We start from the raw sequence: 21,387 nt of genomic DNA on the forward strand, positions 1-21,387 counted from the left end.
CCTCCTAGCTTGCCGTGCGGGCCAGAGCGGGTTCGGCCGCGTGGATCGCCGACATGATGGCGCGGCTGGCCGTTTCATACTTGTGGTCGTTTTCATGTTCGTGGACGATCTTGAAATCGTGCATGACGAGAATGCGGTCGGCGAGCGCCACCATTTCCGGCATGTCGCTGGAGATCAGCAGGATCGCCATGCCCTTGTCGGCAAGGCCATTGATCAGTTCGTGAATATAGGTCTTGGCCTTGATGTCGATGCCGACGGTGGGCTCGTCGATGAAGAGGATATCGACATCAGCGGCAAGCCATTTGGCGAGCGAGACCTTCTGCTGGTTGCCGCCCGAGAGGTTGCCGACGAGCTGTTCCAGATTGGGTGTGCGGATTTCCAGCTGCCTGGCGAGCGGCGCGGCAGTCTTGCGCTCCTTGCCCGCGCCGATCAGCCCAAAGGTCGAGGCAATCCTGCCCCAGACGGTCATGGCGATATTCGAACGGATCGGATGGGCGAGAATGACGCCCTCATGCTTCCTATCCTCGCTGACATAGCCCATGCGGAAACGCTTGATTGCCTCCTCAACCGAGCGGATACGGACGGGTTTGCCATCGATCACCACGGTTCCCGATGTCAGCTTGTCCTTACCGATGACAGCACGGACAAGCTCGGTCCGGCCCGCGCCGACAAGGCCGTAGAGGCCGAGGATTTCGCCGCGACGAAGCGAGAAGGAGACGTTGTCATGGCCGGCAGCGGTGGCGACATCGCGCAGCTCGAGCTTCGGCATCCCTTCCTGCGGCTTTTGCGAGCGCGCGATGAGCGGGCGCTCAGCGCGGCCGATCATCGCCTCGATCAGCGTCTGCCGCGTCATGCCGGTCATCGGCGCACCACGTAGCGTGGTTTCGCCGTCGCGCAGAACCGTGACCCGATCGCAAAGGCTCAAGACTTCCTCCAGCTTGTGGCTGACGAAGAGGATTGCGGTTCCCTGATCGCGCAGCTGCCGCACGAGGCGAAAGAGAATTTCAGTCTCGGCATCGGTGATCGATGCGGTCGGCTCGTCGAGCAGAAGCACCTTCGCCTGATGGCTGAGCGCCTTGGCGATCTCCACCATCTGCATCTGGGCGACGCTGAGGCGTCGCACCTCCGTTGCCGGATCGACATCGAGGCCGACCTTGCGCAGATGCGTGCGCGCCTCTTCATTGGCGCGGCGGAAATCGACGAGGCCGTTGCTAACCGGCAAGCTCTCCAGAAGAATGTTTTCCGCCACCGAGAAGCGAGGAATGAGGTTGCGTTCCTGATGCACGGCCGAAATGCCGAGCGAGATCGCGTCGCGCGGCGAGGCAAGCGACAGCTGTGTGTCATCGAACGTGACCGTCCCGCTATCTGGCCGGTGGACGCCGGTGATGATCTTGATCAGCGTCGATTTGCCGGCGCCGTTTTCGCCCATCAGCGCGTGTATCTCGCCGCCATCAAGTGTTAGCGCGGCATTGTTGAGCGCACGCACGCCGGGGAAGGATTTGCCGATCCGGTCGAGAATGAGCGCCATCTCAATCCTCCCCGACCCGAATCGCCCGGTAGCGATTGATCCAGACCGCGGCAAGGATCAGCGCGCCGAGCAGGAAGGTCACCCAGTAGGGATCGACGGCCAGCAACACCATGGCATTCTGGATGAGCCCGACCAGGAGCACGGCAATGAATGTGCCGGGGATGGAGATGGAGCCGCCGGCGAGACTGGCGCCGCCGATGATCGGTGCCGCAAAGGAAATCACCACCCAGTCCGCTCCGATCGTCGGCTGGGCAGAGCCGAGCTGGGCGACGGCCAGCACACCGGCGGTCGCGGCCAGCAGGCCTGACACGACATGGGCCATGATGGTGGCGCGGGCAACGGAAATGCCCGAAAGTTCCGCCGCATGGGCATTGCCGCCGACCGCCAGCATGTAGCGGCCCTCGACCGTACGGGCAAAGAAGATGACGAGCAGCACGGTCACCAGCAGCGGCACGATGAGCAGGAGCGGAAAGGGTCCGAAACGGCCATTGCCGAAGGCGACGAAGGCAGGCGACAGATTGTAGAAGGGGATGGCCCTGGTGATCCCGAGATTGATGCCGGCAAAGGCCGATCCCGTCGCAAGTGTGACGATGAAGCCGTTAATGCCGGTCCGCACCGTCAGCCAGCCATTGATAAAGCCGGCAAGACCGCCGAAGACGATGCCGATGATGATGGCGACGATGGCCGGCAGGCCCCAGACATCCATCAGCCCGCCGGTAACGACGGCGACGAGCCCGCCGAGCGCACCGACCGAAAGGTTCATCTGGCCGACGCCCAGCATGACCATCTGGCTGAAGGCGACGAGCAGCGAAACGCAGATGCTGCGCAGCATGACGAACCAGTTGAATTCGGTCATGAAGGCAGGCGAGGCGAAGGAAAGTGCAATACCGCCGGCAATGACACCGGCAAGGATGCCGGACCATTGCGCGCGCGCTGCGAAGGAAAGCAACGTTTTCATGCGCGCCTCGTCTGTTCGCGGATGGCGAGTTTGGCGCGGTAGCGCTCGAAGAGGATCGCCGAGAGCAGGAAGACGCCAAGGAAGAGCTGCAGCCAGAAATTACCGACCTGCAACACAAGCAGGCCGCTGCGGATGGTCGCAACCAGCAGCGCTCCGATGATCGTGCCGATCACTGATACCATCCCCCCGGCAAGTGCGGTGCCGCCGATGACGGGGGCGAGGAAAGAGGGCAGCAGCCAGTCGTCACCGGCAACGGCGGGCATGGCGGCCGAAAGCCTTGATGTCAGCATCAATGCGGCAGCACCGGCAAGCACGCCCGAGAGCACATGCACGAAGATGGTGATCCGCCCCACCGGAATACCGGACATTTCCGCCGTGCGCGCATTGGCGCCGACGGCGAGGATCTGCCGGCCGACAACCGTATGCTTGAAGAGAATGTAGAGCAGGGTGCCGATCAGGAGGGCAACGATTGCGAGCGTCGGCACGGGGCCGAGGCCGCTGCGCCCGAAGGCGCCGAAGGTTGCCGGCAGGCCGTTTAGTGGCACGCCCTTGGTGAAGATCAGCATGCCGCCGGAAAACAGGCTGGCGCTCGCAAGCGTCACGATGAAGCTGTTGACGCCGGTCTTGACGATCGCCAACCCGTTGAGCGCGCCGAGCAAACCGCCGAAGGCGAGCGTGAGCAGGATCGCGACAGGGATAGGCAGGCCGGCCGCCTGCATGAGATGGCCGGCAATCATGACGCAGCAGACGCCGATCGCACCGACTGAAAGGTTCATGCCGCCGGTCGCCAGCACCACCATCTGGGCGAAGCCGACGACGACGTCGATCGCGACCGAGCGGCCCATGGAATTCAGGTTGAAGCGCGACAGGAAGCCAGGCGCCAGGCTGGTGAAAACGACCCACAGGATCAGAAGGATGATCAGCAGACCCAGCTGCGCCGGCCCTCTGGTCAGCAGTCCCAGCAGGCTGTGTCTGCCTGCATCGGGGACGGGACTATCATTGTCGATGGGTGCCATGCGCTCGGACGACCGGTCTCGTGGAATCGGAATGGTTGGGCGCGGGTGGAACGAACCCCGCGCCGCTCCTGTTACTTGCAGGAAAGGTAAGTGTCCTTGAAGCTTGTCTGCAGCTTTTTCGTCAGCGCCTTCAGATCGTCCTTGTAGCTGTCGACGTTCTTGGCAGAGATCAACAGCGTCCCGGAATCGACGAAATGCGCCGTCTGCGGCGTGGCGATCCACGGGGCATCGGCCTTGACGCTGCAGCCGCCGGCCATCTGGTCGAGCGCATAGGCGCCGATATAGGCCTGACCATAGGGGTTCTGCGCCATTGTGCCGGCGACGAAGCCGTCGCGGATTCCATCGAGGATGATCTTGTCGTCATCTATGCCGACGAGCTTGATCTTCTTGTCGCCGAGGTTCTTGAGCGCGGTCGCAGCCACGACCGAGGAAATATAGCCGGTCGCGATCAGGCCGTTGATCTTGTCTTTCTGCGCGGCAAGCAGGGCATTGATCTTCTGGTCGCCCTGTTCCTGGCTGTCGGTATCGCCGACGGTCTGCAAGAGGGTGACGGCGCCGTTCGTTTCGCCGACGGCTTTTTCGACCGCCTTGACGCGCAGCGTCGTGTTCGGATCGACGAGCAGGCCGGCAAGATGGACGATCGTGCCCTTGCCGCCCATCGCCTCGATTAGTGCCTTGGTCCCAAGGTAGGCCGATTGCGACACGTCGGTTGCCAGGCAAAGGCCGACATCGGTCGGATCCTGCGCGCAGCCGCCGAGCGCGACCGAGGGAATGCTGTTGCTCTTCATTTCTGACAATATGGCGTTGACGCCGACTGCGTCCCCCGGAAAGACGCCGAAGCCGTTTGTGCCTTGCGCTGCGAGGCTCTCCAGAAGCTCGGTCTGGGCCTCCAGCTTCCATTCGCTCGGCACTTTGTATTCGACCGCGGCCATGCCGAAATCCTTGGCGGCGTCGGCGGCGGCCTGTTCCCAGGGCGCAAAATAAGGGTGGGGACCGCCCGGAACCAGGGCGATCTTGTTGTCCGAGGCGAAAGCGCTGAGCGGCGCGAGTGCCACAGAGCATGCAAGGCCTGCAGCAATGAAACTGCGAATTGTCATGACATCCTCCCGTTTGGGCAAGCCAGTCCTCTTCCAGCCTTGCCATACCCAATCGCTAACACGATCGAATATCGCATGCAATATTCGATTCTTGACTTTTTTGTCATCTTCCGGTTCCATCTCGGCAGGCAATCGGCGGGAGGAGTTGATGAAGCCGCAAGAAAACCAGGCCACGGTCGATCGATCGAGGCTTCTGCCGGAATATCGAACCCTGCTGGAGGAAGTCGATGCATTGGGCGGGCCGGCTCTGGAAACGCTTTCGCCCCAGGAAGCGCGTGCCGATTCCGAGATTCGGCTGGCTCTTCTTTGGGGGGCAAAGGACGAGGTTGCGGGTATCGACAATCTCGAAATCCCAAACGGTGGAATAGAGCTGAAGGCACGGCTTTACCGCGGGGTTGACGCCAGGCGAACCATCCTCTTCTTCCATGGCGGCGGCTGGATGGTCGGCAGTATCGAAACCCATGACGGGCCGGTGCGCACGCTTTGCAATGCGGCGCGGGCCAACGTGCTTTCGGTCGAATATCGCAAGGCGCCGGAGGCGCCGTTTCCGGGGGCATTGGAGGATGCCGAAGTGGCACTCCTGTGGCTTCGAGCAAAAGGCGAGGCACTCGGGCTTGATTCAGAGAGCCTGATCCTTGCAGGGGACAGCGCCGGCGCCAGCATCTGCGCATCGCTGGCGATCCGGGCGTGCGATCTCAAAATCCCGCTTGCCGGCCAGGTTCTGGTCTATCCGGCAACCGACCTCGCAGGCACGACGGCGAGCCGGGCCGAATTTTCGAGCGGTTTTTCGCTGCAGCAGTCGACGATGATCTGGTTTGCGGAAAACTACCTATCAGGACGCACGCAGCCTTCCGACCCGCGTGTTTCGCCGCTGCTCGCCGCCGACCTCTCGAACTTGGCGCCGACCCTGCTGATTACCGCCGACCATGATCCGCTGCGGGACGAAGGCCGTGCTTATGCACAGCGTTTAATTGCCGCCGGAAATGACGTCTGTTACGAGGAGTGGCAGGGAACCATCCACGGTTTCTTCATCATGGATCGCGCAGGCAAGACTGCCCGCAAGTTGATCGGGCGCATCGGGGAATGGGCAGAGAGCCTTTGGAACAGATATGACGATGGCGAACGGGGCGGAGATTGAAGCTGCCGCCACGGCTGTGCGGTCCGAGCCAATTTATCTGACGATATATCAGGTTCTTCGAGATCATCTGGAGCGGGGTGCGCTGGCACCGGGCCTCGTTCTCGGCCAGGCGAATATCGCACGCGCTTTCAATGTCAGCCGCATTCCGGCTGGCATCGCGTTGGGGCGCCTCTTGGGGGACGGCCTCATCCACACTTTCGAGGGACGCGGTTACATCGTGCCGGGCGGCGAGCCGCTGCGCGGCGATCTTTTTGCCGCCGGCCTCGACCTTCCGCATTCACTGACCGTGCCGGTCGTCAACCGAAGGGAGCAGATCTACCCGGAGGTCGAACATGCCGTTGCCGTCTGTCTGGCCTACGGCCGCTTCCTCTTGAACGAGACGGCCCTTGCCCAGCATTACGATGTCAGCCGCACCATCGCCCATGAAGTGCTGACGCAGCTCGAGCGCAGCGGCGTCATCGAGCAGGACAGCAATAACAGGTGGTATGCCGGGCCGCTCAGCGCCAAGGTCTTTCGCCATCACTACGACATGCGCCGCTTGCTGGAACCGGAAGCCCTGCGCCAGGCCTACCCCTTCCTCGAGAAAGAGAGCCTCGAGGAGCGCAGGCAACGGCTTGTTGCCCTCGGCCCCTATCCGCAAGCGCCGGAAAGGCTCGAGCGGGTCGAAACCGACCTGCATCTTGATTCCCTCTCGGGCTGCCCCAATACGGTGCTTCTTGCGGCTGTGCGCCGAAGCCAGCGGGTGCTGATCGCCACCCATTCAACCTTCGCGAATTTCCGTACGGAAGAGGAAATTTCAGCGATGATATCGGAACATTCGCGCGTCTATGACGCCCTGCTTGCCGACGATATCGAGGGCGCTTGCGTGGTGCTTGCCAATCACCTGCGGCGGGCGCTCGATCCTAACCTGAAGATCCTCGAGCGCCTGCCGGCCATGCCCGCGGGCCTGACGCCGCCCTACCTGATCCAGGTCAAGAGCGAGCGTTGAGCTCTCACGCGTGTCGCAGGACTGCCCAATTCAAGGCGATGCCAGCCGGTGGAAGATCCGCTCTATCCGGCCGACGATCGCAAAGAAGATGATGCCAGACAGCGACGCAAGCAGCACCGCCGCAAATAGCCTTTCTGCCCGATAGTTGAACGTCGACTGGATGATGACGGCGCCAAGTCCGCGGTCTGATCCGATCCATTCCCCGACGATCGCGCCGATCACCGAGGTCGTTGCCGATATCCGCAACGAGGCGAACAGAAGCGGAACCGACCGCGGAGCTCGAAGACGCCAAAAGGTTTCCCATCCGCTTGCCGACAGAACATGCATGAGCTCCAGCTCATTGCTTGTGGCCGACGTCAAACCGCGCACCATGTTGACGAGCGTCGGGAAGAAACAGAGCAGAGCAGCAATTACCACCTTGGGAAAAACGCCAAGACCGAAGACGAGAATGATGATCGGCGCCAGCGCCAAAACCGGAATGGTATTGAAGAGTAATACGACGGGAAAATATGCCGCCCGGACACGTGGGCTGTAGACGAAAACGATGGCAAGGATCACCGCAGTCAGATTGCCGAGAAAAAAGCCAAGAAGAGCCTCGTACCAGGTAGGCAGCGCGTTCTGAACGAGGTCGCGCCATTCACTGGCGAATGTCCGCAGGACCGAAAGCGGCGTGGGGACGATATAAGCCGGGACGCCGAGCGCCGGTAGCACCCATTGCCAGACGATCAGCAATGAGGACGCGCCGGCAACTGGAAGAATAGTTGCTTCCAATAGCGAAAGTCGGTCCCTCTTCAAAGGATTACGCTCCACCATCGCGCAGCAGCTGGCGCAGTTGCGCTGCTGTCTCCTGTGCCTGCGCGCTTTCCCTGCGACAGATGCCGTTTGCGTCCTTCAGTGACGTAAGATCGAGGAGGGCTTGGCATCTGCCAGGATTTGCGGCAAGCACCAGTACGCGCCCTCCGAGATAAATGGCCTCGGTAATGCTGTGTGTTACGAACAGGATCGTTGTATGTGTCCTGCGCCAAATGGCGAGAAGCTCATCATTGAGCCGGTCGCGGGTGATTTCGTCGAGCGCGCCGAAGGGCTCGTCCATCAGGAGGATGTCCGGCTCGCATTGCAGGGCGCGTGCAATCGAAACGCGCTGGCGCTGTCCGCCCGAAAGCTGGTTTGGGTAGCGATCCGACAGATCGGCAAGGCCAACCAGCTCCAGCCAATGGTCGGCCCTTGACTGAACCGATTTGGCGACGCGGCTCTTTCCAACTTGCAATGGCAGGCAGACATTTTCCCGCACGGTGCGCCAGGGAAGCAGGGTCGCCTCCTGGAATACAAATCCGACCTCGCGCTGCCTTCTCGCCTCCGCTGCCGGCTTCCCAAGCACGGAAAGCCGGCCGCTGAGCGGCGGCAGCAGATCGGCGATTGCGCGAAGGAGCGTGGACTTCCCGCATCCGGACGGGCCGAGGATCGTCAGAAACTCACCTTTGGCGACGCTGAGATCGACCCCCTCCAGAACCGGCTGCGTCGACCCCGGATAACCGAGCCCAAGGCTTGCCGCCTCGATTGCGATCTTGTCTGTCACAGGGTTCATCCGATCTTCGGACGGTCTCCTGCCGTCAGCTCCAAGATCGCCATCGAAAAGCAGTCATCGAGCTTTGGCGGGCCGGACTTGAACTGGCCGACCTTCTCATAGACCGAGATTTGCTCGGCGATGCCATGAGGATCGAAGGTACCCCATCCATCTTTTGCCGTCGTTTCATCGAAGCTCAGTGACATGATCTGCGGTATCGTTTTCAACTCGACCGCCAGATCGAGCTGGGGATAAGCTTCGACCGTGAGCTTCACCGCATCTTCTGGATGCTCGTGCGTCCATGACCAGCCCTTGGCTATGGCACGCATTGCCTTGGCAAGCGTGTCGGCGTGTTTGCCGATCGCATCGTCGGTTGCGAAATAGACATTGGCATAAGACGGCAGTCCCGTATCCTTCATCATCAAATCGATCCGGTCAGGCCCGATAACGGAGAGAGCCTGGGTGTTGGTAATCCAGCCTGTCACCGCATCGACCTGGCCCGTCGTTAATGGCGTCATGTCGAAACCGATATTTGTTATGGTAAGGCTCGACGGATCGATCTCATTCTTGAGAAGGATTGCATCCAGAACGTAACGGGCGGTTGGCTGAATCCCGATGCGTTTGCCGACCATGTCCTTGACTGTGCGGATTGGTGCCTTCGGCAGCGAGTAGAACGCGAACGGTGCCATACGAAACCCGCAAGCGATGATCTTGATCGGCACCCCTGAGGCGCGTGCGAGCAGCAGCTGCGCCGAATCCGAGAATTGGCCGAGCCCGGCCTGCCCGGTAACGACCGGAGGCACGGTTGCGGAATTGGGGCCTCCGGGAGAAAACTCCACCTCCAGCCCCTCAGCCTGGAAAAATCCCTTCTTGGCGGCGACGATGTCTCCGATCTGACCGTTGCTCATCAGCCAATCGTACTTGATGACCACTTTTGCGCTTTGGGCGTTTGCCCTGTTGGGCGCGACGATACTTAGCCCGCCGGATAGAGCAGAAAGTATAAGCGCACCGTTGGCCAGAAATCTGCGTCGGTTCATCGTCATTGCCATTCCCCTTTTTGTTAACGCCCTTTCGGGCATTGGCGGCAGAGACCTTTACTAGTCGATATCGCCCACAGGCCCACCTTCGGCCCAGGCATAGAGTTCCCAGAGATTGTCATCAGGATCTGCGAAGTAGCAGCAGCGCGCATTCCAGCTGTAATCCTGGGGAGGCCCCTGGAAGGCGACGCCGGCAGCTGCAAGCTCGGCGTAGGCCGCGTCAACGGCGGCGGGAGAAGAAAGCTCGATCGCAGCGCAGGCCTTGTGAACTCCGGGCGGGGCCTTCAGGCCGGATACGCCGGTGTTTTGGGCAATATGGTCGATCTCCCAAAGGGCAAGCGTAACGCCCGCACCCTTGAAATCGGCAAAGCCTGGAGCGCGCCGGCGTGGCCTGAAGCCGAGGCTATCGACGTAGAAGGCTGCCGCCCGGTCAATGTCTTCGACCAGAAAGCAAATATCGGTGATTGGATTAACTTGCGCGAAGGCAGCCATTCGATACTCCCTTTTGTCGAGAGTGTGTCTCGCAAACGCAAAGTGCGATTTCAAAATCGTGCGCTATTTTTTCGCAAATCTGCTTTTCCGCGCGTCGGCGCCGATCATTGCAGTGATCGGCGATAGTCAGTGGGAGTGACGCCGACGATCCGGCGAAATACGCTCGAGAAATGTGCCTGGCTGGAGAAGCCGGTGGCATAGGCAATCTGCGAAAGTGTTTTTCTGCCATCGGCCAGGTAAATTCGAGCCCGTTCAATTCTTCGATCGAGTATGAACTGGTGCGGCGGCTTCCCGACGGCCTTCTTGAACGCGCGGCTGAAATGAAAGTGGCTCATGTGGGCGACGCTGGCCAGTTCATCGACATTGAGGTCGGCACGACCAAGATAATCCTCGACATACTCGGTCACCCGCCTCAGCTTTTCCGATGTTATCGACCGTATGGCGACGGCTGGTCTTGTTCCCAGGAGCCTGACGACCGAACAGGCGAGGGCCATGCCAAGATGCTCCATCAACAGAGGCTCAGCGTATTCGCTTTGCTCGACGGCTGCAGCGAGCGAAAGGGCCACCTGCAAGGTGGTCGGGTCCGATGCTGCACTGAATGCATCGTCGTTGAGGCGGTCAGGGTCGAACTCGCTCAAGCCCAGATTCTCGTAGAGCTTCGGAGCCTGGAAAATCGATATGTAATCTGCGGCGTCGCCTTCGACTTCGAAATTGATCGAAGCCGGCTGGAAGCCCAGGGTGAAGGACGGTCTATCGACAGATCTGAAATTTGCCGAACCATATCGGTGTGCATATTTCCGGTGCGCAGTGCGGTTGATCGAGATCCTGTGAAGGGAGCCCTGTGAGATCATTTCGCCAGCAGAGCTGTGGTAGGTTTCTATGATGAGGTCGCGCTGAACGAACGCTTTATATTGCTGAAGCGATGGCCGGCTTATCGAGAATATTTGTGGGTCAATGTCGAGCATATGGTGTTCTCCATCGCTCATAAGAAGCAATTTTTGCGCCAAATAAGAAGCGCGCATCTGTCCCCAGGCCGAAGGCGATGCCCCCGACAAAGGCAGGGCCAGCGCCTCGAGGGGAGGCGCTGTTGACGGTCTTCAGGACGGGGGCAGGCGCTCGGGGATCGGAGTATGGCCGATCGGCAGCAGCGTTTCGTTCCTGCAGAAACCCGTTGTCAGCTCGCTGCGCGAGGATAGAAATCCGATGCGTCCAACCGTGCCGGTCTACCCGCGATCTCGAGTTCGCTCAGGCGAGGCGAGCTGCGCGCGATGACCTTGCCGCGGCGAATGACGGTCAGCCGATTCGCCTTCAGCCTGAGCGCTTCTAGCGGATCGCGCGCCTGCAGGATGACGAGGTCGGCATTCTTGCCCTTTTCCAAGCCGTAACCTTCAAGGCCCATCGTCTTTGCCGAGTTGACGGTCAGCGCGTTGAAGATCTTCTTCTTGTCCTCGACGCCGGCCATCTGCGCCACGTGGATCGCCATATGGCCGACTTCCAACATGTCGCCGGAGCCCATCGAGTACCAGGGGTCCATGACGCAGTCATGGCCGAAGGAAACGTTGAGGCCGGCCTCCATCAATTCGCGCACCCGGGTCATGCCGCGCCGCTTCGGATAGGTGTCGTGCCGGCCCTGCAGCATGATGTTGATGAGCGGATTGGGTATGACGTTGATGCGAGCCTCAGCCATCAGCGCAATGAGCTTGGAGACGTAGTAATTGTCCATCGAATGCATGGAGGTGAGGTGCGAACCGGCGACCCGGCCCTGCAGCCCGAAGCGGACCGTCTCTGCCGCCAGCGTCTCGATATGGCGTGACATTGGATCGTCAGTCTCGTCGCAGTGCATGTCGACCGGCAAGCCGCGATCGGCGGCGATGCGGCAGAGTGCTGCGACCGAGGCTGCGCCATCGGCCATGGTGCGCTCGAAATGCGGAATGCCGCCGACAATATCGAGACCCATGTCGAGCGCGCGGTTCAGGGCGTCGACGCCGCCGGGCGAACGATAGTAACCATCCTGCGGGAAGGCGACGAGCTGCAGGTCGATATACGGGGCAACCTTCTCACGCACCTCGATCAGCGCCTCGGCGGTCACCAGCCGCGGATCGCTGGTATCGACATGGCTGCGGATGGCAAGAAGCCCCTGCGAGACGGCAAGATCGCAATAGCGAAGCGCCCGCTCCACCAGCGCTTCGCGGGTGAGGATCGGCCGCAGTTCCCCCCAGAGCGCGATGCCTTCGAGAAGCGTGCCGGAGCGGTTCATGCGCGGCAGGCCGAGCGAGAGCGTTGCGTCCATGTGGAAATGCGGATCGACGAAGGGTGGGCTGACGAGCCGGCCGGTCGCATCGATTTCCTCGCCGGCACTGGCCTCGATTCTCGCCGCCACCTCGACGATTTTGCCCTTCTCTATGGCGATGTCGATGCCGTTGCGGCCGTCGGGAAGATTTGCATTTCTGATGATCAGGTCAAACATGGCGGCACCGGTCTGTTGTGTTTCTGAAGGATAGGATCACCGCTCGCCGCGGCGATAGGGCTGCATCAGCGCCTGCGGTACGCGGGCGCGTCGGGCCATAACGGCAAGAGCTGCGATCGACAGGAGATAGGGCGTCATCAGGAAAAGCTGATAGGGCACGACACCGCCGAGCACCGTCTGCAGCCTCAGCTGGAAGGCATCGAAGAAGGCGAAGAGCAGCGCGCCAAGCAGCGCCCGGCCGGGCCGCCACGAGGCGAAGACGACGAGCGCAATGGAGATCCAGCCGCGCCCCTGGACCATGGTCGGAAAGAAGCTGTTGAAGGCCGACAGCGTCAGGAAGGCGCCGCCGACGGCCATCAAGGCGCTTCCCGCAATGATCGCACCATAACGGATCCGGATCGGGTCTATACCCTGCGCCTCGGCGGCATGCGGGTTTTCGCCGGTCATGCGGATCGTCAGACCCAGTGGCGTCCGGAAGATCAGATAGCCCATCGCCAGCGCCAGAAAGAGCGCCAGATAGGTCGGCGCCGTCTGTGCAAAAAGGGCCGGGCCAAGGAAGGGCAGGCCGGAGAGGACGGGAATATCGATCGGCTGGAAAGGCACGATCGTCGGCGGGGTGCCGGCGAGCGGCACGACCAGGCGGAAGATGAAATAGCTGAGGCTGGAGGCAAAGAGCGTGATGCCGAGACCTGTGACGTGCTGCGACAGGCCAAGGGTGACGGTCAAAAGGGCGTGCAGCAGGCCGAAGACCGCGCCGGCAAAGGCTGCGACCAGGAGGCCGGTCCAGAGATCGGCGCCGTGAAAGACCGCAAGCCAGCCGATCATCGCCCCGAAGGTCATGATGCCTTCGATGCCGAGATTGAGTACCCCCGCGCGCTCACAGAGCAGCGCGCCGAGCGTGCCGAAGATCAGCGGTGTGGCGATGCGCAGCACGGCGGCCCAGAGGCCTGCAGAGGAGACAATGTCGATCAGAGCCATCATCTGCGGATCCTGTATTGGGTGAAGAACAGCGCGATCAGCATGGTGAGCAGTGAGACGGCGACCGTCACGTCGGCAATATAGGTCGGTATGCCGAGCGCCCGGCTCATGCCGTCGGCGCCGACGAACATCGTGGCGGTGAAGAGGGCTGCGGCAATCACGCCGATTGGGTGCAGGTTAGCAAGCATCGCGACGATGATGCCGGAATAACCGAAACCGGGCGACAGATCGGTCGTCACATAGCCCTTGACGCCCATCACCTCGATCGCACCCGCCAGACCAGCAAGACCGCCGGAAAGGCAGGCAACTTTCACCAGCGTGATGCCAAGCGGCACGCCGGCAAAGACGGCGCCGAAAGGATTGAGACCGGCGGCGCGCGAACGCAGACCGAAGACAGTGCGCGACTGGAGAAAATATACGGCAAATGCAATGACGATGGCGATGATGAAGCCGACATGCAGCCGCGAACGCGCCACCAGTTTCGGCAGCAGCGCGTGATCGCTGACCGGCATGGACTGCGGCCAGCCGAAGGCGAGCGGATCCTTCAGGACGCCATCGATCAGCATTGAGACGAAGAGAAGGGCGACGAAATTCAACAGCAGGCTCGTGACCACTTCATCAACCGAAAAGCGCAGCCGCAGCCAGAGCGGCACGAGAATCAGCACCATGCCGGCGACAGCCCCCGCAATCAGCAAAGCCGGAATGAGAAGTGTCGCCGGAAGGCCTGCAAGGAGATTGGAGCCGAGTGCCGCAACCGTGATGGCGCCGATATAGAACTGGCCCTCGGCGCCGATATTCCAGAGCCGGGCGCGGAAGGCGACAGCTGCGGCAAGGCCGGTCAGCATCAGCGGCGTCGCCCGCGTCAGCGTCTCCGTCACCGAAAGCCGCGTGCCAAAGGCGCCGGTTAGAATGCGCCAATAGGCTTCGAAGACAGGGGCGCCGGCAAGCGCAATCAGTATGCCGGCAATAGCGAGTGCGGCGATGACGGCGCCGACAGGCGCTGCCACGACCAGGTAGAGCGGCCGGTGATCGCGACGTTCAAGACGCATGCTGGGCCTCATACGTCCATTCGCCTGACATCATCAGGCCGAGTTTCCGGGGATCGGCACTTTGGGCGTCAATTGGGGGCGACAGGCGACCCTTGACGATCGCCTGTATGCGATCGGCAAGGCCGATCACCTCGTCCAGATCCTCCGATATCAAAAGTACGGCCGTGCCCTCCTTGCGTGCCTGCAATATCCGGGCATGGACGGCGGCAACCGCACCCTCGTCTAGCCCGCGCGTCGGCTGCGCAGCAATCAGGATCTTCGGCCTGCCATGCAGGTTGCGGCCGAGGATCAGCTTTTGCATGTTGCCGCCAGACAGAAGCCGCGTGCGCGTCGCCGGTCCGCCGCCGCGAATATCGAACTCAGCGATGATCTCCTGGGCGAAGGCCATGCCGGCCTTGCGGTCGACCAGCCCACGGCGAGAGAAACGCGGCGAGGCGATGCGCTCCAGCACGGCATTTTCCCAGACCGCGAGTTCGCCGATCGCCCCTTCCTTGTTGCGATCCTCCGGAATGCGGCCGATGCCGGCGTCGATCAGACTTTCGACACTGAGGTCGGTGACCGGCTGCCCGAAGAGCATGATATCGCCGCGGCTCCAGCCCGCCAGTCCGCTGACGAGATGGCTGAGTGTCGTCTGGCCATTACCGGAGACGCCGATAATGCCGAGTGTCTCGCCAGCATGGAGCCGAAAACTGATATCTCTCAGCCGCTTCTGGCCGCCGTCAGAGACGGTGACACCGACAGCCTCGAAAACCACCGCGCCGGGCTTAGACGTTTCGCGCACCGGGCGCGTCACTCGGCGGCCAACCATGAGTTCGGCAAGCTCCGCCTTGCTGGTCTGACCGGTCAGCCGTTCGGCGACCACCTTTCCGCCGCGCAGCACGACGACCCGGTCGGCGGCACCGATCACCTCGTCGAGCTTGTGAGAAATGAAGATCAGCGACAGTCCCTGCCGGGCCATTTCCCGAAGCGTCTGGAAAAGGCGCTCCGCCTCGATATTGGTCAATACCGCCGTCGGTTCGTCGAGGATGAGAATTCGGGCATCGTTATAAAGCGCCTTGAGGATTTCGACACGCTGCTGCTCGCCGACCGAGAGGTCGCCAAGCCGGGCATCGGGGTTGACGCTGAGGCCGAAGCGGGAGGCAATGGAAAGAAGCCTGGCGCGACCGGCCGCTCTCTCCGATTTGAAGGACCAGAGCTTTTCCGTCCCCGTCATGACGTTTTCGAGCACGGTGAGGTTGGGCGCCAGGGAGAAATGCTGGTGCACCATGCCGATGCCGGCACGGATCGCCGCGCGCGGCCGGCCGGCCGGCAATTCGCTGCCTTCGATATGGATCGTGCCTGCATCCGGCACATAATGGCCGAAGAGGATGCTCATCAGCGTCGTCTTGCCGGCGCCGTTTTCGCCGAGCAGGGCCAGCACTTCACCCTTGGCGAGGTTCAGCGAAATATCGTCATTGGCCTGGATCACGCCGAAACGCTTGTTGATACCGTCGAGCTGGAGCACGGGAGCTGATGTCATGAGGTAAGTCCGGCAATGGCATGGGGGTGGAGCCAACGTTGCTCCGCTTCCAGCCGCCAGGCAAGGGCAAGCAGCAGTGGTTCGCGACCCATCGGAGCCAGCAATTGCACAGGCAGCGGCATTCCCTCGCCATCGCTTCCAAAAGGCAGTGTCAGCGCCGGAAAGCCGGAAATATTGGCAAGACAGGCAAGTGGCGCAAAGCGCGCCATGCGGTTCAAATGCAGATCAGTATCCTGATGATCGGTCGGGAAGGAGCCGATCGGCAGAGGGGCTATCGCCAGCATCGGTGTCAGCAGGCAGTCGATATCGTCGAACAGGTGCCAGAGGTCATGGCTGACATGCGGCATGGTGCTGAGGCTCTGCCAGAGTGCGGTCGGCGCAATTCTGGCTCCGCGCAAGGCAAAGGCTGCCGTCAGAGGTTCGGCCTTCGCGAGGTCGAGACGGAAGCTATCGACGAGCCATGCCAGATTGATTGCGACGATATCGGCGAAAATGCCGGCACTCGCGATGACGCTCGCTTGAAGTCGCTGCCACTCCACGATGACGATCTCATGTCCATCTGCCTCGAGGCTGCGGGCCGCGGCCTCCACCGCTTGCTGTCGTGCAGCCTCGGTCGGAAAGTCGCTGCCTGTATCCGTCAGCAGGCCGATACGCAGACGGGTTTTTTCGCTCGCGTCGAGAGCCGGTGCCGCATAAGGGCCGGCAGGGTTTCCATGAAGCGCGTCGAATATTGCGCCGGCATCGCGGACCGAGCGGCAGACGGCCAGTTCGCTGGCGATGCCGCCAAGATGATTGCCGAAGCCCGGTCCGCCCGGAATGGCACCGCGGCTGGGCTTCAGGCCAACGAGGCCGCAACAGGCGGCGGGCACGCGAATGGAGCCTCCGGCATCCGTTGCATGGGCAATCGCCACGATGCCGGCCGCGACGGCAGCGGCCGCACCACCGGAAGAACCGCCCGCCGTGCGGGCGAAATCGAGCGGATTGCGGCAGACAGGCCCGCGCATGGGTTCGCTTGCAAGGGAGAGGCCGACTTCCGGGCTGGTGGTGAGACCGAAGAGGCTGAAACCGGCCTGACGAAAACGATCTGCGAGATCGGAATCGGCAGACGCATCCAGCATGCCGTCGAAGAGCCGTGAGCCACCGCGAACCGGAAGACCCTTGAACGGGCCGCCGAGATCCTTGGCAAGCGTCGGCACGCCGGCAAACGGCCGGACGGAGAATATGGCGGGATCGCCTCGATATTCGCGATCAAGTGCGGCGGCATCAGCCAGGCCCAGGTCTTCGTCGAGTTGACAGATCGCGCCCAGCGCATCGTTTGCTCTTGCGGCGGAAATCGCAGCCTTCATCGCTTCGGTGCAATCAAATGCACCGCTCCCGATCCGGGCGGCGAGCGCGATCGCGTCGCCGCCCGGTATCGAACTCTTGCTTTTCTCAATCCCGTTCATGCAGATGTCGGTTTACTTCGGCTCCTCGGGCATGATCGGAACCTCGAAGGCACCGGACTTGATGGCGGCGCGCTTAGCTTCCATCGCCGCTTCGGCTTCTGCCGGTGCAACGCCCTTGACGTAGACGATGTCGCTGCCGCCTTCCTTCATGAGGCCGAAGCGGGTGTAGTTGTTGCCGGTCGGCTTGCCGGCCTTCACATCGGCGATCGCCGCGTTCAGGATCGGCCGGAAACCCCAGATGGCATTGGCAAAGACGGTGTCGGGATAACGCGGCGTATAGTCGATCAGCGAACCGACCGATTTGATGCCGCGCTCCTTGGCAGCGTCGGCCGTGCCGATACGCTCGCCGAAGAGGATGTCGGCGCCTGCATCGATCTGGGCAAGGCCGGCCTCGCGCGCCTTCGGCGGATCAAAGAAGGTGCCGATGAAGGCGACGAGGTGCTTGGCATCCGGGCGAACTTCCTTCACGCCGGCAGCAAAGGCATTCATCAGCATGTTGACTTCCGGGATCGGAAGCGCACCGACCGAGCCGACGATGCCCGACTTCGTCATCTTGCCGGCAAGCATTCCGGCGAGATAGGCGCCATCGTGATTCCAGGTGCCGAAGACGCCGAAATTGCCGCCCGACGGCTCGCCGCTGGAGCCCAGCATGAAGGCGGTCTTCGGATAGTCGGCGGCCACCTGGCGGGCTTCGCGCTCGACGGCATAGGCCTCGCCGACGATGAGGGCGCAGCCCTGTTCGGCATATTCGCGCATCGCACGCGGATAGTCGGTGCCCGAAACGCCTTCGGAAAAGACGTATTCAATCACGCCTTCCGAAGCAGCGTCCTGGAGGGCCTTGTGCAGACAGGAGTTCCAGGCATTTTCCACGGGCGAGGCGTGAATGCCTGCAACCTTCAGTTTTTCCTGCGCCCAGAGCTTGGGTGCAAAGGCGGTTGTACCGAGTGCCATGCCGGAGGCAAGCACTGCGCGGCGAGAGATAATGATCTGATTTTTCATGAGTTCCCCTCTTTTTACCAGATGGATAAAACTCTATGGATCGCCCAAAATTGTGTCAAGTAATGCTGCTGCGCAAAAACTAGACAATGGCTGTGAGCGCCTGCTCTCTTGGGCTACGGAGAGAGGGAGAAGCGCCGCTCTTATTGGTGCTGCATGACGCTCAATCCGCCATCGATCGTCAGGCAGGTGGCGTTCATGAAGGTGCACTCATCCGAGATCATGAAAATCGCCGCCATGGCAATCTCCTGCGGCGTGGCGATGCGACCGCCCGGATGCAGTTTCATGGTCTCAGCCTTTGCCTTTTCGGGATCGGCAAAGCCGTTCCAGTAATCGATGACCTTCTGGGTCGAGACGTAGCCGGGCGCGATCGCGTTCACACGCACGTTTTGAGGCGCATATTCGATGCCGAGGGACTTGGTCATGCCGAGAAGCGCATGTTTGGCGAGCGGGTAGGGGAAGGTGTGCGGAATGATGGTGAAGGCGTGGGTCGAGGCGATATTGAGGATCACGCCACCACCTTCTGCGATCATCTGCGGCAGCACTGAGCGGCAGCAGTGCCAGGCGCCTTTGAGGTTGATGTCGAAGCATCGCTGCCACTCTTCGTCTGTCGTCTGCAATGGTTCGGCAAAGACATTGACGCCGGCATTGTTGACGAGGGCATTGATGGTGCCGATCTGTTTGTCTGCCTTGGCGACGGCGGCCTTGATTGCGGCGGCATTGCCAATGTCGGCAGCTTCATAGCCGAGCACGGCGCCTCTTGCCGCCAGTTCTGCGGCAGTTTCTTTAAGCAGCTCTTCATCGCGATCGACGAGGAAGAGGCGGGCATCCTCGGCCGCGAATGCCTCGGCGATCGCCTGTCCGATCCCCTGGGCGGCGCCGGTGATGAAAACCCGTTTTCCGGAAAGGCGGTTTGGCATCGTCTGTTTCCTCCTTATGCGCGTCATAATCAGCCGATTTCCTGTGGCTTTAGGCGGATAGAGCCCGCGAGGCTTTCGCCTGGCCGCAGGACGGTGAGGTCGCCGAGACCAGGAAGATTGTGCCCGTTGGCAAGATGTGACATCGGCTCGAAGCAGAAATAGTCCCTGCGAAATCCCGCGTCGAAACGCTCGTCCGACAGGAAGAGGACGGCGTGGCGGAAGATCGGGTCGGCCGTCAGGTCGAGCACTGTGCTCGTTTCGGGCCAGGTGATGCGTGCCGTACCGTTCCAGCCCTCGAATCCATTGTTGATCCAGCGTTGCGGCAGCACGGCTGCCCGCGAGAAATCGAGATCCGCGGGAATTTCGGCGGGCTCGCCCGGCAGCCAGCCCTCCGCATCGGTCCAGAAGCGATCGGCCTTTGCCAGAAGCGTCGTGCGCTCGCTCAGCGGAAAGAAGGGATGCCAGCCAAGCCCGAAAGGCAAGGCTTCGTCACCGGTATTTTCCACCCGCATGGTGAGTTCCAGCCCGTCTGGCGTCAGTGCGAAGCTCTGCTCTGCCTGATAACTATAGGGCGTACCGTCGGCTCGATGACGAAAAGCGATGCGCGCGTTGCTGCCATCCCTTGAAAGAAGGTCCCATTCTGCCAGCCAGCCATCGCCATGCAGGTAATGCGCATCCCACTCCCTGTTGGGGCGCAGGCTGTAGTCCTGTCCCTTGAAGGTGAAGCGGTTGCCTCTGACGCGATTGCCAAAGGGCACGAACGGATAGCAGGCAGAGGAAAGTGCATCGGCATTATCGGTCGCAGGCCGCAGAAGCGGGATCGTCAGGCCGTCCCGCATCCAGGAATAATGAAGGAGCAGGCCGCCTGTCGTAGAAATGCGGGCCGAAAGCGCACCCACCTGCAAATCGATGATGGCCATGAAGCGACGTCTTCTCCGCGAGATCGAGGCTGATCCGGACTCTGGCGGCACCCTATTATCGGTCACTCGAATGTCAATATATATAGGATTTATTTTCCCCTCTGAGATGGCCAAGAACCTGCTTTCCCGCCAGTTTGTCGATAAAACGCCCGCCATGTCGGGAATTAACCTGCTTTTTCACCCGCGAGAGCAAATAAATAATCATACACAAATATTGACTGGTATGATGTTTATTCATATTCAGTAGTCGCTGCCGAGTGAGCGGCAGATCGAGATTTAGGGAGAGAGATTATGCGCTTTTTCAAAGCAGCCGTCCTTGCTGGCGCCTTTGCCGTTCTGGCTGCCGGTTCCGTATTGGCGGAGGATGTCAAGATCGGTTTCATCGTGAAGCAGCCCGAAGAGCCCTGGTTCCAGGACGAATGGAAGTTCGCTGACCAGGCCGCCAAGGAAAAGGGTTTCACCGTCGTCAAGATCGGCGCCGAAGATGGCGAGAAGGTTCAGTCGGCGATCGACAATCTCGGTGCGCAGGGCGCCCAGGGCTTCATCATCTGCACGCCTGACGTCAAGCTCGGCCCCGGCATCGTTGCCAAGGCTGCCGCCAACCAGCTCAAGCTGATGACGGTCGACGATCGCCTGGTCGGCGCCGACGGCAAGCCGCTGGAAGACGTGCCGCATATGGGCATCTCCGCCACCAAGATCGGCGAAGGCGTCGGCCAGGCGATCGTCGACGAAATGAAGAAGCGCGGTTGGGACATGAAGAATGTCGGCGCGATCCGCGTCTCCTACGATCAGCTGCCCACCGCCGTCGACCGCGTCGAAGGCGCGATCTCGGTTCTGAAGGCTGCCGGCTTCCCGGCCGAAAACATCTATGACGCGCCGCAGGCAAAGACGGATACGGAAGCAGCGCTCAATGCCGCGACCACCGTTCTCAACAAGCATGCCGACGTGAAGTACTGGATCGCCTTCGGTCTCAACGATGAAGCCGTTCTCGGCGCCGTTCGCGCATCGGAATCGGTCGGCATTCCCGCCGACAACATGATCGGCGTCGGCATCGGCGGTGCGGAATCGGCGATCAACGAGTTCAAGAAACCGTCAGCAACCGGCTTCTTCGGCACTGTCATCATCTCGCCGAAGCGTCACGGCTATGAAACCGCACTCAACATGTATGACTGGATCGCCAACGGCAAGGAGCCGGAAAAGGTCACGTTGACCTCGGGTTCCCTCGCTCTGCGCGGCGACTACGAAAAGGTACGCAAGGATCTCGGCATCGAATAA

The 21,387-nt window shown here is 61.3% G+C and carries 20 protein-coding genes; 3 read left to right on the plus strand and 17 right to left on the minus strand.

The window, feature by feature from the left end; all coding sequences use genetic code 11:
- Positions 1 to 4 precede the first annotated feature (4 nt).
- From FHX15_RS24850 to FHX15_RS24865, 4 genes are all read right to left on the minus strand, one after another.
- Positions 5 to 1,528 carry a sugar ABC transporter ATP-binding protein gene (locus FHX15_RS24850; RefSeq protein WP_184401029.1) on the minus strand — a complete coding sequence of 508 codons (1,524 nt, stop codon included), beginning with the start codon at positions 1,526 to 1,528 and terminating at the stop codon, positions 5 to 7.
- A gap of 1 nt (position 1,529) precedes the next feature.
- Entirely contained in the window at positions 1,530 to 2,486 is a 957-nt protein-coding gene (locus FHX15_RS24855; RefSeq protein WP_184401030.1) for an ABC transporter permease, read from the minus strand.
- Complete coding sequence (locus FHX15_RS24860; RefSeq protein ID WP_184401031.1) at positions 2,483 to 3,502, minus strand: ABC transporter permease; 1,020 nt, start codon at positions 3,500 to 3,502, stop codon at positions 2,483 to 2,485. The genes FHX15_RS24855 and FHX15_RS24860 overlap by 4 nt, the downstream gene beginning before the upstream one ends.
- A gap of 71 nt (positions 3,503 to 3,573) precedes the next feature.
- Positions 3,574 to 4,599, minus strand: coding sequence for a sugar ABC transporter substrate-binding protein (locus FHX15_RS24865; RefSeq protein ID WP_184401032.1), 1,026 nt, complete (start codon positions 4,597 to 4,599; stop codon positions 3,574 to 3,576).
- A gap of 148 nt (positions 4,600 to 4,747) precedes the next feature.
- Between FHX15_RS24865 and FHX15_RS24870 the strand changes: the two genes are divergently transcribed.
- On the plus strand, positions 4,748 to 5,737 hold the full coding sequence (locus tag FHX15_RS24870) for an alpha/beta hydrolase (protein WP_184401033.1): 990 nt from the start codon (positions 4,748 to 4,750) through the stop codon (positions 5,735 to 5,737).
- Positions 5,709 to 6,725: a GntR family transcriptional regulator gene (locus FHX15_RS24875; protein WP_184401034.1), complete on the plus strand. Its 1,017-nt coding sequence runs from the start codon at positions 5,709 to 5,711 to the stop codon at positions 6,723 to 6,725. The genes FHX15_RS24870 and FHX15_RS24875 overlap by 29 nt, the downstream gene beginning before the upstream one ends.
- Before the next feature lie 30 nt (positions 6,726 to 6,755).
- On the opposite strand, the gene FHX15_RS24880 is transcribed toward FHX15_RS24875, so the two are convergent.
- The 13 genes from FHX15_RS24880 to FHX15_RS24940 form a co-directional block, all read right to left on the minus strand.
- A complete protein-coding gene (locus FHX15_RS24880) occupies positions 6,756 to 7,520 on the minus strand; it encodes an ABC transporter permease (protein WP_184401035.1) in 765 nt (254 codons plus the stop codon).
- A 4-nt stretch (positions 7,521 to 7,524) separates the two neighbouring features.
- Positions 7,525 to 8,310: an ABC transporter ATP-binding protein gene (locus FHX15_RS24885; RefSeq protein WP_210290836.1), complete on the minus strand. Its 786-nt coding sequence runs from the start codon at positions 8,308 to 8,310 to the stop codon at positions 7,525 to 7,527.
- On the minus strand, positions 8,307 to 9,332 hold the full coding sequence (locus tag FHX15_RS24890) for an ABC transporter substrate-binding protein (protein WP_184401036.1): 1,026 nt from the start codon (positions 9,330 to 9,332) through the stop codon (positions 8,307 to 8,309). The genes FHX15_RS24885 and FHX15_RS24890 overlap by 4 nt, the downstream gene beginning before the upstream one ends.
- Positions 9,333 to 9,386: 54 nt before the next feature.
- Positions 9,387 to 9,818 carry a VOC family protein gene (locus FHX15_RS24895; protein ID WP_184401037.1) on the minus strand — a complete coding sequence of 144 codons (432 nt, stop codon included), beginning with the start codon at positions 9,816 to 9,818 and terminating at the stop codon, positions 9,387 to 9,389.
- A gap of 104 nt (positions 9,819 to 9,922) precedes the next feature.
- Entirely contained in the window at positions 9,923 to 10,783 is an 861-nt protein-coding gene (locus tag FHX15_RS24900; RefSeq protein WP_184401076.1) for a helix-turn-helix domain-containing protein, read from the minus strand.
- Between the two features lie 209 nt (positions 10,784 to 10,992).
- Positions 10,993 to 12,285 carry an amidohydrolase family protein gene (locus FHX15_RS24905; protein ID WP_184401038.1) on the minus strand — a complete coding sequence of 431 codons (1,293 nt, stop codon included), beginning with the start codon at positions 12,283 to 12,285 and terminating at the stop codon, positions 10,993 to 10,995.
- Positions 12,286 to 12,321: 36 nt separating this feature from the next.
- Positions 12,322 to 13,266 carry an ABC transporter permease gene (locus tag FHX15_RS24910; RefSeq protein WP_184401039.1) on the minus strand — a complete coding sequence of 315 codons (945 nt, stop codon included), beginning with the start codon at positions 13,264 to 13,266 and terminating at the stop codon, positions 12,322 to 12,324.
- The gene (locus FHX15_RS24915) at positions 13,263 to 14,312 is read right to left on the minus strand and encodes an ABC transporter permease (protein ID WP_184401040.1); all 1,050 of its coding nucleotides are present in this window, start codon (positions 14,310 to 14,312) and stop codon (positions 13,263 to 13,265) included. The genes FHX15_RS24910 and FHX15_RS24915 overlap by 4 nt, the downstream gene beginning before the upstream one ends.
- Complete coding sequence (locus FHX15_RS24920) at positions 14,302 to 15,831, minus strand: ABC transporter ATP-binding protein (RefSeq protein WP_184401041.1); 1,530 nt, start codon at positions 15,829 to 15,831, stop codon at positions 14,302 to 14,304. Before FHX15_RS24920 ends, FHX15_RS24915 begins: the two co-directional genes overlap by 11 nt.
- Positions 15,828 to 17,276 (minus strand): amidase, encoded by a 1,449-nt coding sequence (locus FHX15_RS24925; protein WP_184401042.1) that lies wholly within the window; start codon positions 17,274 to 17,276, stop codon positions 15,828 to 15,830. Before FHX15_RS24925 ends, FHX15_RS24920 begins: the two co-directional genes overlap by 4 nt.
- A gap of 12 nt (positions 17,277 to 17,288) precedes the next feature.
- Entirely contained in the window at positions 17,289 to 18,275 is a 987-nt protein-coding gene (locus tag FHX15_RS24930; protein ID WP_184401043.1) for a BMP family protein, read from the minus strand.
- Positions 18,276 to 18,415: 140 nt separating this feature from the next.
- On the minus strand, positions 18,416 to 19,192 hold the full coding sequence (locus FHX15_RS24935) for an SDR family oxidoreductase (RefSeq protein WP_184401044.1): 777 nt from the start codon (positions 19,190 to 19,192) through the stop codon (positions 18,416 to 18,418).
- Between the two features lie 29 nt (positions 19,193 to 19,221).
- A complete protein-coding gene (locus FHX15_RS24940; RefSeq protein WP_184401045.1) occupies positions 19,222 to 20,112 on the minus strand; it encodes an aldose 1-epimerase in 891 nt (296 codons plus the stop codon).
- Positions 20,113 to 20,403: 291 nt separating this feature from the next.
- Here FHX15_RS24940 and FHX15_RS24945 point away from each other — a divergent pair, with 291 nt between their 5' ends.
- The gene (locus FHX15_RS24945; RefSeq protein ID WP_018115414.1) at positions 20,404 to 21,387 is read left to right on the plus strand and encodes an arabinose ABC transporter substrate-binding protein; all 984 of its coding nucleotides are present in this window, start codon (positions 20,404 to 20,406) and stop codon (positions 21,385 to 21,387) included.

The organism is Rhizobium sp. BK650 (assembly GCF_014195325.1).
Taxonomy (GTDB): Bacteria; Pseudomonadota; Alphaproteobacteria; order Rhizobiales; family Rhizobiaceae; genus Rhizobium.

What these genes read in the sequence shown, in the direction of transcription:
- FHX15_RS24850 (WP_184401029.1), bottom strand. Translation starts at nt 1,528, where the DNA reads ATGGCGCTCATTCTCGACCGGATCGGCAAATCCTTCCCCGGCGTGCGT.
- FHX15_RS24855 (WP_184401030.1), bottom strand. Translation starts at nt 2,486, where the DNA reads ATGAAAACGTTGCTTTCCTTCGCAGCGCGCGCGCAATGGTCCGGCATC.
- FHX15_RS24860 (WP_184401031.1), bottom strand. Translation starts at nt 3,502, where the DNA reads ATGGCACCCATCGACAATGATAGTCCCGTCCCCGATGCAGGCAGACAC.
- FHX15_RS24865 (WP_184401032.1), bottom strand. Translation starts at nt 4,599, where the DNA reads ATGACAATTCGCAGTTTCATTGCTGCAGGCCTTGCATGCTCTGTGGCA.
- FHX15_RS24870 (WP_184401033.1), top strand. Translation starts at nt 4,748, where the DNA reads ATGAAGCCGCAAGAAAACCAGGCCACGGTCGATCGATCGAGGCTTCTG.
- FHX15_RS24875 (WP_184401034.1), top strand. Translation starts at nt 5,709, where the DNA reads ATGACGATGGCGAACGGGGCGGAGATTGAAGCTGCCGCCACGGCTGTG.
- FHX15_RS24885 (WP_210290836.1), bottom strand. Translation starts at nt 8,310, where the DNA reads ATGAACCCTGTGACAGACAAGATCGCAATCGAGGCGGCAAGCCTTGGG.
- FHX15_RS24890 (WP_184401036.1), bottom strand. Translation starts at nt 9,332, where the DNA reads ATGACGATGAACCGACGCAGATTTCTGGCCAACGGTGCGCTTATACTT.
- FHX15_RS24895 (WP_184401037.1), bottom strand. Translation starts at nt 9,818, where the DNA reads ATGGCTGCCTTCGCGCAAGTTAATCCAATCACCGATATTTGCTTTCTG.
- FHX15_RS24900 (WP_184401076.1), bottom strand. Translation starts at nt 10,783, where the DNA reads ATGCTCGACATTGACCCACAAATATTCTCGATAAGCCGGCCATCGCTT.
- FHX15_RS24905 (WP_184401038.1), bottom strand. Translation starts at nt 12,285, where the DNA reads ATGTTTGACCTGATCATCAGAAATGCAAATCTTCCCGACGGCCGCAAC.
- FHX15_RS24910 (WP_184401039.1), bottom strand. Translation starts at nt 13,266, where the DNA reads ATGATGGCTCTGATCGACATTGTCTCCTCTGCAGGCCTCTGGGCCGCC.
- FHX15_RS24915 (WP_184401040.1), bottom strand. Translation starts at nt 14,312, where the DNA reads ATGCGTCTTGAACGTCGCGATCACCGGCCGCTCTACCTGGTCGTGGCA.
- FHX15_RS24920 (WP_184401041.1), bottom strand. Translation starts at nt 15,831, where the DNA reads ATGACATCAGCTCCCGTGCTCCAGCTCGACGGTATCAACAAGCGTTTC.
- FHX15_RS24925 (WP_184401042.1), bottom strand. Translation starts at nt 17,276, where the DNA reads ATGAACGGGATTGAGAAAAGCAAGAGTTCGATACCGGGCGGCGACGCG.
- FHX15_RS24930 (WP_184401043.1), bottom strand. Translation starts at nt 18,275, where the DNA reads ATGAAAAATCAGATCATTATCTCTCGCCGCGCAGTGCTTGCCTCCGGC.
- FHX15_RS24935 (WP_184401044.1), bottom strand. Translation starts at nt 19,192, where the DNA reads ATGCCAAACCGCCTTTCCGGAAAACGGGTTTTCATCACCGGCGCCGCC.
- FHX15_RS24940 (WP_184401045.1), bottom strand. Translation starts at nt 20,112, where the DNA reads ATGGCCATCATCGATTTGCAGGTGGGTGCGCTTTCGGCCCGCATTTCT.
- FHX15_RS24945 (WP_018115414.1), top strand. Translation starts at nt 20,404, where the DNA reads ATGCGCTTTTTCAAAGCAGCCGTCCTTGCTGGCGCCTTTGCCGTTCTG.